The organism is Spirosoma agri, from assembly GCF_010747415.1.
In the GTDB taxonomy this organism is placed as follows: Bacteria; Bacteroidota; Bacteroidia; order Cytophagales; family Spirosomataceae; genus Spirosoma; species Spirosoma agri.
In genome coordinates this window covers 1-14,286 of sequence record NZ_JAAGNZ010000009.1, presented here as the reverse complement: position 1 = coordinate 14,286, position 14,286 = coordinate 1, and the positions used below count along the sequence as shown (strand labels likewise).

The 14,286-nt window shown below is 54.2% G+C and carries 12 protein-coding genes; 5 read left to right on the top strand and 7 right to left on the bottom strand.

The genetic code is table 11. The features are described 5' to 3' along the window. Positions 1–322 precede the first annotated feature (322 nt). From GK091_RS28235 to GK091_RS28215, 5 genes are all read left to right on the top strand, one after another. Complete coding sequence (locus GK091_RS28235; protein WP_164044100.1) at positions 323–1,579, top strand: MFS transporter; 1,257 nt, start codon at positions 323–325, stop codon at positions 1,577–1,579. A 7-nt stretch (positions 1,580–1,586) separates the two neighbouring features. Further along, entirely contained in the window at positions 1,587–2,732 is a 1,146-nt protein-coding gene (locus GK091_RS28230) for a metallophosphoesterase family protein (protein WP_164044099.1), read from the top strand. Between the two features lie 19 nt (positions 2,733–2,751). Further along, positions 2,752–4,011 (top strand): arsenic transporter, encoded by a 1,260-nt coding sequence (locus GK091_RS28225; protein ID WP_164044098.1) that lies wholly within the window; start codon positions 2,752–2,754, stop codon positions 4,009–4,011. 160 nt (positions 4,012–4,171) lie between these two features. Next, positions 4,172–4,876 carry a hypothetical protein gene (locus GK091_RS28220; protein WP_164044097.1) on the top strand — a complete coding sequence of 235 codons (705 nt, stop codon included), beginning with the start codon at positions 4,172–4,174 and terminating at the stop codon, positions 4,874–4,876. Between the two features lie 117 nt (positions 4,877–4,993). After that, the gene (locus GK091_RS28215; protein WP_164044096.1) at positions 4,994–6,184 is read left to right on the top strand and encodes a PepSY-like domain-containing protein; all 1,191 of its coding nucleotides are present in this window, start codon (positions 4,994–4,996) and stop codon (positions 6,182–6,184) included. Between the two features lie 26 nt (positions 6,185–6,210). Here the strand turns inward: GK091_RS28215 and GK091_RS28210 are convergent, their stop codons facing one another. From GK091_RS28210 to GK091_RS28180, 7 genes are all read right to left on the bottom strand, one after another. Beyond that, positions 6,211–7,566, bottom strand: coding sequence for a HAMP domain-containing sensor histidine kinase (locus GK091_RS28210; protein WP_164044095.1), 1,356 nt, complete (start codon positions 7,564–7,566; stop codon positions 6,211–6,213). A gap of 10 nt (positions 7,567–7,576) precedes the next feature. Next, positions 7,577–8,260 carry a response regulator transcription factor gene (locus tag GK091_RS28205; RefSeq protein WP_164044094.1) on the bottom strand — a complete coding sequence of 228 codons (684 nt, stop codon included), beginning with the start codon at positions 8,258–8,260 and terminating at the stop codon, positions 7,577–7,579. After that, positions 8,260–8,919: a hypothetical protein gene (locus tag GK091_RS28200; protein WP_164044093.1), complete on the bottom strand. Its 660-nt coding sequence runs from the start codon at positions 8,917–8,919 to the stop codon at positions 8,260–8,262. Before GK091_RS28200 ends, GK091_RS28205 begins: the two co-directional genes overlap by 1 nt. 166 nt (positions 8,920–9,085) lie before the next feature. After that, positions 9,086–10,819, bottom strand: coding sequence for a T9SS type B sorting domain-containing protein (locus GK091_RS28195; protein ID WP_164044092.1), 1,734 nt, complete (start codon positions 10,817–10,819; stop codon positions 9,086–9,088). Between the two features lie 276 nt (positions 10,820–11,095). After that, positions 11,096–12,436: an MFS transporter gene (locus tag GK091_RS28190; RefSeq protein WP_164044091.1), complete on the bottom strand. Its 1,341-nt coding sequence runs from the start codon at positions 12,434–12,436 to the stop codon at positions 11,096–11,098. A gap of 100 nt (positions 12,437–12,536) precedes the next feature. Continuing rightward, the gene (locus GK091_RS28185) at positions 12,537–13,964 is read right to left on the bottom strand and encodes a SusD/RagB family nutrient-binding outer membrane lipoprotein (RefSeq protein ID WP_164044090.1); all 1,428 of its coding nucleotides are present in this window, start codon (positions 13,962–13,964) and stop codon (positions 12,537–12,539) included. A 37-nt stretch (positions 13,965–14,001) separates the two neighbouring features. Next, on the bottom strand, positions 14,002–14,286 hold a 285-nt coding region (locus tag GK091_RS28180), incomplete at its 5' end, for a hypothetical protein (RefSeq protein ID WP_164044089.1).

The following is a 14,286-nucleotide window of genomic DNA, read 5'->3' as shown; positions in this document are numbered from 1 at the left end:
TCTACAATACTGAGTAAAAATAGCCATACAATCCATACGGGCATACCTGTCATTGATTACCAACGTACTAGCAGACAAGCGGTTAATGATATGGCTCATTTATGGCACAATTTTTCTGACGAATAAGAACGCACATGGCATAGTCGGTTTCCGGTGGATGAGCCACGTTGTCCTGACGATGAAGATAAATTAATATTAATCTAATCGAAACTTCAGCTAACGGAGATTGCTTTGCAGCGGTCTGCTGAACAATCTACTGACTCATTGACACCGGCACAGACTATCAGAATCAACCCGGCACATCGCTCACTAACGTTTACCTATGCCTTCATCGACAGCCCAAACCGTAGACAGACACCGCATTGTCTGGCCGCTTCAGGCCCTGAATTTCTTTATGGCCGATATGCAGGCGGGCATTGGCCCTTTTCTGGGCATATTCCTGTTAGCTCACGGCTGGAAAAGTGGCTTGATTGGCTCCGTCATGACCATTGGCGGGGTGGCGGGTATGCTGATGACCGCGCCCGCCGGAGCCCTCATCGATGCTACGAAACGCAAACGCATGTATGTCGTTGTCGCAGCCCTGTTTACGACGCTGGCATCGGGAATCATACTGCTGTCGCAAAATTTCTGGTTAGTCAGTATCTCGCAGGTCGCTACGGCCATTGCGGGTTCGGCCATTGGCCCCGCCGTAGTTGGTATTACGCTGGGCATCGTGCGTCAGACCGGCTTTAACCGACAGAATGGGTACAACCAGGCTTATAACCACGCGGGTAATGTTGTTGGCGCTGCGCTGTCAGGCTATCTCGGCATGCGGTTTGGTATGCCCGCCGTTTTCCTGCTGGCCGCTCTGTTTGGGGTACTGGCTATCGTGTCCGTCCTGTTGATTCCCGCTAAGGAAATTGACGATAATGCTGCTCGTGGTCTGGCTGATCAGGGGAAAGGTGACGAAACGCAGAAAGCCACTGGTTTTCAGGTACTGTTAAAAAATAAACCGCTTCTTATTTTGGCGGCTGCCTTGGCCTGTTTTCACCTGGGAAATGGAGCTATGCTACCGCTGTATGGACTGGCCGCTGCCACCAAAAACGTAGGTAACCCCACCGAATTCGTGGCTATGACCATCATTATTGCGCAACTGGCTATGATTGTCGTCTCCATCGTAGCCATGCGCATGGCAGAAAAAAGCGGTTTTTGGCTGGTCATTCTCATTTCGTTCATTGCCCTACCGCTACGTGGTTTTATTGCTGCTCACCTAATCAGTCATATGGGCCTGTACCCGGTACAGTTGCTGGACGGCATCGGCGCGGGGCTACAAAGCGTGGCAGTGCCAGGGTTGGTGGCCCACCTGTTGAACGGAACAGGGCGGGTTAACATCGGTCAGGGGGCTGTTATGACTGTACAGGGGTTGGGGGTTTCCTTGAGTCCTGCTATTGGCGGGTGGATGGCCCAACAGATCGGCTACCCATCCACGTTCCTCATTTTAGGCAGTTTTGCCTTCGTCTCGATTGGTTTGTGGATACTGTTTGCCACGACACTTAAATCGGCCTGTAGCTCCACGGCAACAGCCGCAATTCCCGCCTGAACTGATAATGACCAATTCACTTTCTGAGCCGTCAACGAACGGCCCGCTTCTCTTCGCGCACATCGGCGATTTACACATCACGCAGGCCAAACAACCGAATTACGTAGACTTTTTATCCATCGTAGCCCAGCTCGAAACGGAATGTGGTTCGGCGCTTGATTTCGTTGTCTTACCGGGTGACAACGCCGATAATGGATTGCCCACCCAGTACAAATGGGTCGCTACGGCGCTGAAGATGCTGAGCGTTCCCGTCTTTTGTATCCCCGGTGATCACGACATGGAGCAGAAAAGTCTGGCGGGGTTTTACCAACACCTTCAGGCCGAGTCGCTCCCGTTGTCACGGGTCATACAGGGTGTTCGCTGCCTGTTTCTGGATATGAGCGGTCCAGGTTCTGGCGGGCCGGATTTTCGGCTGGGTGATTCGCAACGGCAGTGGTTGGTGCGTGAGCTGGCCATTGCCCGGACGAATGACGAGCGGATCGTTCTGTTTATGCACTCGTACCCGGCTGATTTGACCGATCCACAGGAAACCCGTTTCGTGAACGAACTCATCGCGCAACACGACGTGGTTCTGGTCGATATGGGACACACGCATTACAACGAACTGGCCAACGATGGGCATGTGATTTTCTCAGCAACCCGGTCTACCGGTCAGATTGAGGAAGGTCCCGTCGGGTACGCGCTGATTGCTGTCGACGAAGGGCAGGTCAGCTGGCGTTTCAAGGCGCTCCACGACGCGTTCCCGTTTGTTCTGATTACCAGTCCAGCCGATTATCGGCTTCGCCGGGACGAAACACCGGTTCCGTTGGGTTCCGTCGAGGTACGCGCCATCGCTGTCGGGGCCACCGCCGAACGAGCCGTAGCCTGCCGACTCAACGACGGCGACTGGGTTCCTATGATTCTGTCGGACGATCGGCGTAGCTGGGTGGCCACGATCTTTGTCCCCTCCGATGACCAACTGGAACTGACTGTGGAAGCCATCGACGTAAGCGGCCGGCCCGGACGGCACACTATTCAACTGGCTTCAGCCGGCATAAAAACCCGAGCGCGTATAAAAAACGGGAGCGATGCCGACGCGATCGGTGCCTGGCCCGAAAATGGTATTCTGGGAACCCAGCTGGGTCCCAATCGAAATGGTAAACCAACCTCCTGAATTCGTTAAATCAGTAACTATGACTACTAGTTTTATTTGGATAATTACACTTTTAGCCGTTGCGGGCGTCATCATCCGACCGTTTAAAACGCCGGAATTTATCTGGGCCGTTGGTGGAGCGATCGTATTGCTGGCTCTCGGGCTGATCACACCCACTGAAAGCCTGTCAGGCATTATGAAAGGGACCGATGTGTATCTCTTCTTGACCGGGATGATGCTACTGGCTGAAACGGCTCGTGAAGAAAAGCTCTTCGACTGGCTGGCAGCCCAGGCAACCCAACGGGCAAACGGATCGGCCAGTAGTTTGTTCCTATTGATTTACCTGGTTGGGGTGGTCGTCACGACGTTTTTATCCAACGATGCCACCGCCGTCGTGTTGACGCCTGCGGTAGCAGCGGCTGTAAAAACGGCCAGGGTTAAAAATCCACTACCCTACCTGTTCATCTGCGCTTTCATCGCCAATGCGGCCTCGTTTGTGCTGCCCATTTCCAATCCGGCCAATCTGGTCATTTATGGCACGCACATGCCTCCGTTACTGGCCTGGTTAGCGCAGTATACCATACCGTCAATTGTTTCGATCGTGACTACGTACGGTATTTTACGGTTTACCCAACGCCAGGCGTTAAGCGAATCCATTGCCGGTGATATTACCATTCCAACACTGTCGTCAGGTGGGCGATTGGCCATTGCCGGTATCGCCATCACCGCGCTTGTTCTGTTGATCGCTTCGGCGTTCGATGTAGCCCTGGGGCTGCCGACGGCCATTACCGGAATTCTCACCTCGATCCTGGTCCTGATTCGGGCCAGAAAAACGCCGTGGATCGTTATTAAAAACGTATCCTGGGCCGTGCTGCCGCTGGTAGCCGGGCTGTTCGTGCTGGTAGAAGCTTTGGCCAAGACGGGCATTATTCAGCAGCTAACGACGCTGTTGCACCAACAAACAGCGCGTTCGGTTACCGAAACGACCTGGTTGAGCGGTGTTGGGGTGGCCCTCGCCTGTAACCTGGTCAACAATCTGCCTGCCGGTCTGATCGCGGGTACCGTCATTCAGGCTGGACAGGTGCCCGACGTGATTAAAAGTGCGGTTCTGATCGGGATCGACCTGGGTCCCAATCTGTCGGTGACTGGATCATTGGCAACCATTCTCTGGTTAGTTGCGCTACGTCGGGAGGGGCAGACGGTGAGTGCCTGGGCATTTCTCAAACTAGGAGCGTTGGTGATGACGATTCCATTGCTCTGTACCCTGCTTGCGGTCTGGCTCTATTTCCGCTTCATTTAGCGCCCCGTCTGAGCTGTCCATGGCTAACGGGGCCAGCTCAGGCGACTCGTTTAACCGGATCTGTCGCTGGAAAACATGGTTAGTATAAATTAATAGTTTCTTCAGGTCGTCTTCATGTTGGCCCTGTACGTTTGCTTTCGTAATTAACTGAAAAACGACTATGAAACGTACGAACCAATTTCTGCTTTTACTTGCCTTACTGGCAGGCTTGTTCACCGTACAGGCACAACCGCCCTTGGGTCCAGGCCCCGGCGTACCCGGTCCTGTTGCCTTCGCGGGTATTCGCTCTCCGCAGGCGCAGGGAATGCTATCACTGACAACCCTGACGGGGACCATTCAGCAGTTTACAGCCAACGACGAATCCATTCTGGATGGGTTTACGTTCAACACGGGCTCGAAAAGCATTGCGGTTAGCTTTCCGCCCCATCTGGGCCAGGCGATCCAGACGGCCGGCAAGGCGGGTAAGTCCATTACGGTGACTGGCTCTTCCGACATCACACCCGAAGGCGAGAGCGTTTTTCGGCTGGTTAGTCTGACGAACGGGCAAACCGTCGTTACGGATACACCACCGGCTGCACCGGCTGTGTTGCCTACTCCAACGTCGGTAACCGTAAAAGGAAAAGTAATCGATTATCAGCGCGACAGACAGGGCCAGGTCAGTGGACTACGGCTTAGTGATCAAACGCTGGTCCGCGTGCCCCCGCATGTAATCACTCAACTCCTCACGATAGCCCCCAACGGAAGTACGATTTCGGTAGACGGGTTCCTCCATCCGATTGGCGAGGGGCAGGTCCAGCTGAAGAAACAGACGGTTGTTGAGGCTTCTCTTATCACCGTCAACGGCCAATCGTTTCTGGTTCGTTAGCGAGGGCGTTCCGCTGGCTGTTCCGCGATGATGATTAGCCGTATCGAATTAATTCTATCTTAAGGGAATCTTCATCTGGGAACGGCAAATTTGATTCAACAACGTAAACGAAAACAAATGAAACGAACCCTTTTATCCGTCGCCGTTCTGGTGACGCTACTCACAACGAGCTGTAGCAAAACAGCGATGGCCCCCGACCAGACTCAGGCCGTCGAAACCAGCGTACTGTTCGGAGCCCGTTCGTCGGCCAATGTCGTGGGCTTACCCTCGGCCACCCTGCCTGCCAACGTGAAGTCATACCTGGACCAGAACGTTTCGGGTTACACGCTGATCAAAGTGGAGAAGATGAGCCAGCCGGGTTCCACAACCTACTCGGGAACGAAAGTGACTGTCCTGCAAAATGGAGCACCGGTCGATTACTTCTTCGACACCAACGGCGCACTGACTACCCGTCCCGCCGGTCCCCGTGGTGAAGTAATCGTGCGTCTGACCGCAGCTCAGTTACCGGCTTCGGTCAGTAGCTACCTGAGCCAGACCTACGCGGGTTATCAACTGGTGATGGCTGAGTCGATGCAGATCAACGGAACGGCGCAGGAGTACCGCGTGCAGATTCTGACGAACAATCAGCGGGTTGATGTTCATTTTGATGGCACGGGGACCTTCCGCGATGCGCACACCGCGCCCGGCGACCTGACCACTACCCACTCGGTCAGCTACGTTTCGCGGGATAATTTATCGAGCGCCATCAAAACGGCCTTGAGCAGCACGTATGCCGCCTATACTTACGGCTGGGCCGAGCAGCATGTGCACGACGGAACGACCACTTACGATGTCAAGCTGTTCAGCAACAACCAGCCCACCGTTCTACACTTCGACACGAACGGTTCTCTGGTTGCGCCAAAAGGTCCAGTGGCGGGTGGTCCGGCATCGGGCACAGCCGCAGGTGGTCCGACGGCCCCAGTATCCGGTACGATGGCCGGTGGTCCAACTCCTCCGGCGTCAGGTACAGTAGCTGGTGGTCCGGCCACGCCTAAACCCGGTGGTCCAACCCCTCCGGCGTCGAGCACAATGACACCAGGGGCTCCGGCTGATCACCAGCTTATTCTGGATGCCACGAAGTTACCGTCGGCCATTACGGCGTATCTGCAAACCAACTTTAGCGGCTACACGTATCTGGCAGCTGATCTGCACACCCCCCCAACGGGAACAACGAATGACTATACCATCGATATAGCCGTTGGTCAGCAGTTGTACAAACTGCGCTTTTCAGCTTCCGGCGAGCTGATAATGGCTGAAGCAAGAGCCTAGTCAGTTCTGAATGGTATCCGGTCAGGTCAGTTTTCGAAAGGAGGCTGACCTGACTGGTTTTTAAACCGTACCTCGGCCTGAAACCAGCCTTCGGTAGCGGTGACGGTAAGGGTTCCGCTCATAAGCCGGACAATCTGGTGACTGATCCACAAGCCCAGTCCATACCCATCGTGACGAATGTCGGCCTGGTAAAATTCGCTGGTAAGCCGATTGGGGTCGGGTACGACTGATGTTGTCTGATTGATCAGCGACCAGACGATGGTTTCGTGTTGCTGACGTATACTAAGGTCAAGCTGGGTGTTTGGAATGGCATATTTGACGGCGTTATCCAGCAGATTCAGCAGCACATTGGTCAGCTTGTCCAGATCCGCCAGAATGGTCAGCGACGGGGCCGCATCGTCCAGCTGGACCGACAGGTACAGATGCCGCTGGTTGATGGGCGCATGATACCGTTCGGTAAGGAACAAGGTCAGGTCATCGAGTTCGATCCGCTCGGGGCGCAGTTGCAGCGTACCGGCCCGAAGCTGACTCATCGCCAGCAGATCATCGACCAGCCGGCTCAGACGCCGTAATTCGGCTAATTGACTGGCTAAAAAACGGCGTTCCCGATCATTAATGGCTTCCCGTTGTGCTACTTCGATCTCCGTACGTAAAATGCTCAAGGGTGTACGCAGTTCGTGCGAAGCAGCCGCAAAAAAATTGTGCTGGGTATCAACCGCCTGCCGGATACGGGCCAGCATATCGTTGATCGTATCGGCCAACTCCAGGAGTTCATCCTTCGAATTGGGCGTTGGGATTGGTGTCACGTCTTCGGCCAGATTGACGGAACGGGCCGAATCGATGATGGCTTTCAGCGGGCGCAGTAACCAACCGCTCATTACCCAGGCTCCCAGACTGGACAGCATCATACTCAGCAGGAGGATGCCGATCAATAGCCAGCCAATCGACTGCAACTGACGGGCTAACGGGCGGTTGCTGCGTCCGACAATGGTCGTTAGTTTTCCGTAGCCCCCTTCCGTATTTCGAACAAAACGAGTGAGTTGAAACGTATCCGATCGAGAAATAGTGGGGCTGTCTATCCCGCTGATGGTAGCAGGGAAGCGCGGAGACTGATACAGGCGTTTGGTACTACCATTCGTTGTGTACCAAAGTGCAAGAACTTCGCCCCGTTCGGGCAGGGGAATGATCAGCGGATAAAGCGATGTACGTTCCGACAGTCGGGCAGCCCGGTCGTCCAGTGCCCGATTTTCCTGCTGAATCAGGACCTTTTTTACTTCGTAGAACACGTAAGTAGCCGCTGCGGCAAAGCCCGAAAAAAAGGTAATCCCGAATACCAGACCAATCTTTAACCGAATACTGCGAACAGGACGTAACAACACCATATAAACAGGGTCAGTTGATTTCCAGGGATCCCTTGAGCCGGTAGCCTACCCCAACGACCGTTTCAAGCAGCGTAGATTCGAAGCCCCGATCAATCTTTTTTCGTAACTGATGCACATGCACTTCAACCACGTTGCTGCCCCGGTCAAAGTCCGATTCCCAGACCTTTTCGGTTAGCTGGGCTTTGGTAATGACCCGTCCGGCATGGCGCATCAATTGCTCCAGTAACTGATACTCGCGGGGCGTCAGGGCAATGGATTGACCAGCCCGATTCACCTGACGACTGGCTAGATCCATCGTTAGATCATTGACGCGCCATACGGCCAGCCGGCTTCCCGCCTGACTCCGCTGCACGGTGCGAATCCGGGCCAGCAACTCGTCCAGTTCGAACGGTTTTCGTACATAATCGATGGCTCCCAAATCCAGTCCCTGCACGACATGATGCGACTGGTTGAGGGCACTCAGAATCATTACCGGAGCCTGGATACCGAAGGCCCGCAGCGTTCGCAGCACATCGAAACCCGTGGTTCCGGGCAGCATCAGGTCGAGTAATATCAAATCGTGACCGCCTACGGCAGCCTGTTCAAGCCCTTCGGCAGCCGACAGCGCTATATCGACTGAATAACCAGCCTGCCGAAGACCTTTTTGCAGGTGTGTAACCAGTTTTTCTTCGTCGTCGATTAACAGAATTTTCATTAAAGTGCAAAGGTTTGACCTCGGATGGTTAAGGCAGTAGGATGCAGCACAGGTCGGCCGGAACGATTGACAAAGCCATCCAGATTTCGTTCGAACCCGACGGCTCCCAATCGCTGAACGCCCACCAGCAGCGAGCTGATCTGCTCCGACTGATGGGGTTTCAATTCAATCAGATACTTGTCCGTCAGCAAAGCGATCAGATCACCGTGGTCATCAATCATTTTCGCTACCAAGGGACCTTCCGTCTGGACCAGAACGCCCGGTTGTGGCGGTGGAGGGGGTAGATCGGACAATTGAAGCAGTGTGCCGGACGTTGCGTTACGCAGTCGGATCAACCGGTAAGTTGGGATGGTCGCTGGCTCTGCTGTAGATACCCCTCCCGCTGATTTTTCCAAAACCGGTTTGGCGTGTCCGGGGCCGCCATGCCCTGGTTCAACATCGGCCTTTATACGTTGCCCGGTGGCGGCCAGTCGTCGGATCTGGGCAGCCGCATGGGGCGGGAAAAACAGATACACCTCCCCCGCGGCCGTTTGTAAACGCAGCCCGTCATAATCGCCAATCCGGTTGGCCAGATAGTCCAGCACCCGGCCCGAAACAGCCGTGGGCGTTTGAGCGACTACCCGGATCAGACCAGCCAGAAAAAGTAGGAGTGTAACCATAAAAAGTAGCGTTTGTTTCATAGGCAGTAGACGACAGTAGAGGATCAGCCGGCACTCAATACCAGTACCTTATTTTCGAAGAATATGTTTAGGGGCTCATGGCTATCGACGGTCGGTATGGTACGTCTACTGCTAGCAGTCTGAGCTATTCGCGGCCCGTATCCGGTCATCGGACAAGTTGAACAACGCCCCGGTAATCGGTTAAATCGCCATTGGTCAGTTCGGCCTGAATCGTGTATGGATATAGTCCCTCGAGGACCGGTTGCCCCTGATACTGGCCGTCCCAGCATCGATTGTGATCCGATAAAGCCATGTTCTCCTGATGATAGAGAACTTCTCCCCAACGGTTATAAATAGTCACGTTGCGAAGCTGTCTGACGCAGGCGTTGCCTTTGATAATCCAGTGATCATTCATCTGATCGGCATTGGGGGTGAAAGCCGTAGGTAGCTGCAATCCGCACGGAACGACGGTAACGGTAACCGCTTTAGTCTGCCGGCAAATCCCACCTTCGTCCGAAACCTGTACGACATACTGAGTTGTCGTGGACGGAGTTGCCCAGGTCTGGGCACAGGTCGGGCAACTTAATCGCTCGGTAGAATTCCAGCGGTACGTATACGCACCCGTGGGCGTGGCTGTAACGATCAATTGGGCGCTGTCGCCCTGGGTAATCATCACGTCAGGACTTATACGGGTAGCCAATTGGTTGACCGTCAGGTGGGTAGTCACTACGCTATCGCAACCGATCGAATTGGTGAAGTGATTGACATAGGTGCCCTGCCGGCGGTACGTTGAGTCGCCAACGGTCAAGCTACCGTCCTCGCAAATGGTCACCCGTTGCACTAAACGACCCAGTGGTTTGACGGTCAGAGATAGCTTTACGGTGCTGTCGCACAGCATATTGTGGGTAATGGTCCGCACAAATTGCCCGCTGCTCCGATACGTCGTATCGCCCACCACAACTCCGTCGCCTTCGCAAATCGTCTTTGTCAACGTTGTTTCTACGGGTTGGAAGGTTAGCTGATGATCAAGCTGAAATTCGCAGCTGGCGCTCAGACTGGAGAAGGGTGACAGTTTAACCCAATACGTTTGACCGACGGCAGCTTTCACGCGGATCGAGCGGGTCGTCTGGCCCATATTCCAGCTGTATTTGTCGAAGCCATCGGGTGCGTTCAGTACGACGTATCCGTCGGCGTCGGGGCAGGCCGACGCCTGGTTGATTTCTGATTTGAGGCATTGCGCATCGAAGTACGCGTAGCCAACGTGGCCATTGTGCGTGCAACCATGCGCGGTCACTTCCACCGTAATGCGCCGACCGATGTAGTTGCGTAGATCAATGGCGCCAACGGTCCAGTTGCGGTACTGAATATCGCCCTGCGTTTTAAAGCCATCGACCGTACCAGCCGCTGAAACCTGTATATCGTAAAAACTACAAGGTAGTTCCTGCCCTTCGCTATCGGTGATTCGGATGGTGAAACCCGGTTTTTCGTAAGCCTCGTGATTGGCATTTTGCAGAATAACTGCCAGCTTGTACTGAAACAGCGTATTGTCAGCTGTAACCACAAAAGACCCTTTTATACGGTCAAAGCGGCTGCCACGGGTTACGTTGCCGATGCGGATAGAATGCGTACTACCGGGCGCTACCATAGGAATAGCCTCGGCGGTTATTTTGGGGTCGTTGCCATCACCCAAGCTTGTGATCCGATGCCCGTTCTCAAACGTTCCCGCTGTCTCGTTCTGAAAAACGACCTGTTGCCCTTGATTGGTGACCTGTCCGTTGGTCAGCGTCCAGCCGTCGGTCGTTCCCCGTTCAAAGCCGATGGTGGTACAGTCAAGCTGCTGAGCGATGATTGGTGCGCTGGTTGTGCCAAAAAGAAAGAAAAAGTAAATCGCTCGTTTCATGCCAAATTCATCTAGCTCTGCGTGAGGGCTAAAGTAAACGGTCGATCTGAAGACGAGCTTAGGATGTTATTAAGGTTTCTTAATCGGGTTGGTTAACCAATGTCTGCAACTTGCATCAATTACCGGTTTACGGTAACGATCCATGCAGCGTATGCTCCCGATTGAGCTGGAAGACCCTTGACATTACCGGACTAAGTCCCTGCACTAGTTATTTTCGAGGCTGACTTTGTATATGGCGATACCAGTCTACCATCACTTTTCAGACTGGTCTGTAAGTCAGTTCAGTTGGTATACCTCGTTTTGGCTTGTCTTCTCATCCAATTCCGTAATCTGCGTTTCCAGCTTACTGATGTTCAGCAACCGCATCACCAGCCAGGCAAGAGCGATCAGTCCTACGAATAACAGCATCGTAAACGGCCAGCTAAAATTCTCCTTAATGGGACCAATCAGCGTCGCGCCAACCATTGATCCAACAGCTCCGATGGTCATATAAAATGTAAACTGGCTGGCCGATACTTTTTTCGAGCAGCACTCCATGGCGATCGCGTAGACGCCGATTTTGGCAAAGGCGTTCAGCCAGCGGTATACAATAATAAAGCCCTGAATAAATACGCTGTTGGTCCAATAGGGCGTCAGTAAGGCGAGGGCGGTCGTAATGCCCATGATACCCAGAAAATACAGACCAATCATTCGTTTCTTCCCAAACCGTTCGATTAGCACGCCACCCAGCAAAATACCGCTGATACCACCGATCAGATCGGCCGAAGCAAACGCCTGGGAATACGATACGTTAGTCCAGCCGGAGACGTTGACGGCAAACAGGGGTAGCAGCGTTTCGAAGTAGTTGTACGACCCCATTGTAATAAACATCAGCAGTGCCACCAGCAACGAATTTTTCAGGCGAAACAGACTGTACAACGATTGCAGAATGGTAGTCCAGCTCGTGATCTGCATCTTTTGCGCTTCGGGGGAAATCGTTCCTGCCGTCCAGGGGAGGATTTTTTCGCCCCGGTCTTCCCGCAACACGAGGGGCACCAGCGTCATCAGCCCAATTAGAGCCGCCAGGGCCAGGGTCGATACCGTAAAATTATACTGGTTCATCAGCCAGCTACCACCGGCCAGCGACAGCGAACTGCCGATCATGCGGGCACCCCCCATAAACCCGTTGGCGCGGGCCTGCTGATCACCGGGAATCGCGTCAACGGCCATGCCATCGACAGCGGCATCCTGAATGGCCCCGAACGAAGACACCAGAAAGGCGGCTCCCGCGAAAAGATTCAGGTTGTTCAACGGGTCGGGAATATACGCCATCACGATCAGGCTTCCCATCAGGCCAAGCTGCCCAAACAACACCCAGGGCCGTTTACGCCCCATCGGCAGGTACGCATAGCGATCCATGAGTGGGGCCACGATGAATTTGAACGTCCAGGGTAGGGCGCAGGCGGCTGCAAACTGACCAATTTCGGTGGGCGTCTTGCTGTTCTGGGCCATCCAGGCCGGAATTCCGACGAACAATAGTCCCATATTGAGCCCTTCCGCGAAGTACAAGGCCGTAAACGCGAAATACCGCCAGAAGGCACTTTCCGAAAGGACCGGTAAACTAGTACAGGTAGTCATCGAGGGGGAATCAAGTGGTTAGAAAGAGGTAGTAGAACGTCTGGAACGCGGATGGTTATGCTCCCAATAAATCGCAAGGAGCATAACCATCTGCGTTCTGTCAGAACACCGTTACTTTGGTAAACTGATCGGGTAACGGTTTGGGCACATTCGGATTCGTATTGATCTCGACCTGCGGATAAATGAACCGTTGCGGGCGTTGAGAACCGGTGTATAATGGAATGGGTAACTGTACAACGGGCACCGCTTTTGCCAGTCGCCGATAGTCGTTGAAGGCTTCGTATTGCATCAAAAAAAGGAGAAACCGCTGGCTGATAATTTCGTACAGTAGTGCGGTTTGCAGAGTCGCCAATTTCGTTGGGTTAGCCAGTCCGGTAGGGCCGAAATCATCCAGGGTGTAGGCGTCATACTTCCGACCGGTAGCCGAAATTGTCTTGCCGTTCACGTACCCGGCAGACAGGGCTACACGAACTGTATTCAGAGCCGCCAGCGCTTTATCGGACGCCCCCAGCCGGGCCTGCGCTTCGGCCAGAATCAGCTGATTCTCGTAGTACGTCAGGATGGGATGGGGCGCATTGGCCGTAAACGCTCCGTCTGTAGTGTTGGGGTCTAGCGCACCTGTGGCCGTAATGCCCACTTTGATGTAATGGTTATAGAGCGCCGTTTCGTCGGTTTTAGTGTTAGCTGACCCAATGCGTGATCGCAGCAATACGGGCAGGTACGCTCCGTCGAAACCCGTATCGCCCGCCCGGTTGACCCGGAAGAAATCATAGTTCTGGTTCAAATCTACCCCCAGGCTCGTACCGTGCGGAATCAAGGCGTCACCCGCCGGGCTGCTGATGCCCGAACTGGCGCTGGCAACGGCTTTAGCATACTCGCCGGTGTGCAGATACAACCGGGCTTTCAGCGTATTGGCGGCCGCCCGCCACTTGGCGACGTCACTTTTGTAAATAAAATCCTGACTGGTAAAAGCCAATCCCGATGAGGCCGACAGATTCTGAATGGCATTGTCGAGCGTGGTGTGCAACGCGGTGTACACGTCTGTTTGTTTATCGAAGACCGGCGTGGGAAAGGCTACGTCGTCGAACGCCTGACTGTAAGGAACGTCGCCGTAGAGGTCCGTGGCTTTGGCGATGACCAGCGCTTCCAGTACCTGCCCTACCCCTTTTGTCCATTTGTCGCCCACGGCATCGGCTTTGGTTTGAATCAGCCGGGCCTGCCCCGCCACCGGATACAGGGGGCTCCACGTAAAACTCTGCGACGAGACGATGTACTGCGCAAAGCCTTGATGCGCCCGCGACAGGCCGTTCAACTCACCCGCCCACATCGACGCAATCCGGACGTCGGTATCTTCGTGCAGGAACGAAACGCCGAGGAGCGTACCCGCCAGCAGCGTTGCTACATCGACGTCGGTTACGGCGTTGGGATTACTCTGAATGGCGGGTTCCTCGAACAGGCGTTGGCAACCACTTAGCAGGTTAACGGCCAGCAGCGCAATAATGACTTTATAGGAAATCGATTTTTTCATGAATTGACACCGATGTACGGCAGTGACGCCGACGGGGTTAGTACGTTATTTTGACCGAAAAAAGCAGTGACTTCGTATTTGGATTGGTGAACCAGTCCTGCCCCCGCGACAGGCCCGCGCCGGTAATGTTGACCTCAGGATCGGTGCCGGTATACTTGGTCCACAATACCAGGTTGCGCCCGGTCAGGCTGAAATCGACGGTAGAGAGGTGCGTGAATCGGCGGAAACCCGGACTGCGCAGGCTATACATCAGCGTAATCTCGCGCAACCGCGTTGCGCTGGCATCTTCCACAAACTGCTTGTAGGAGGCTGAGTTCGAGGC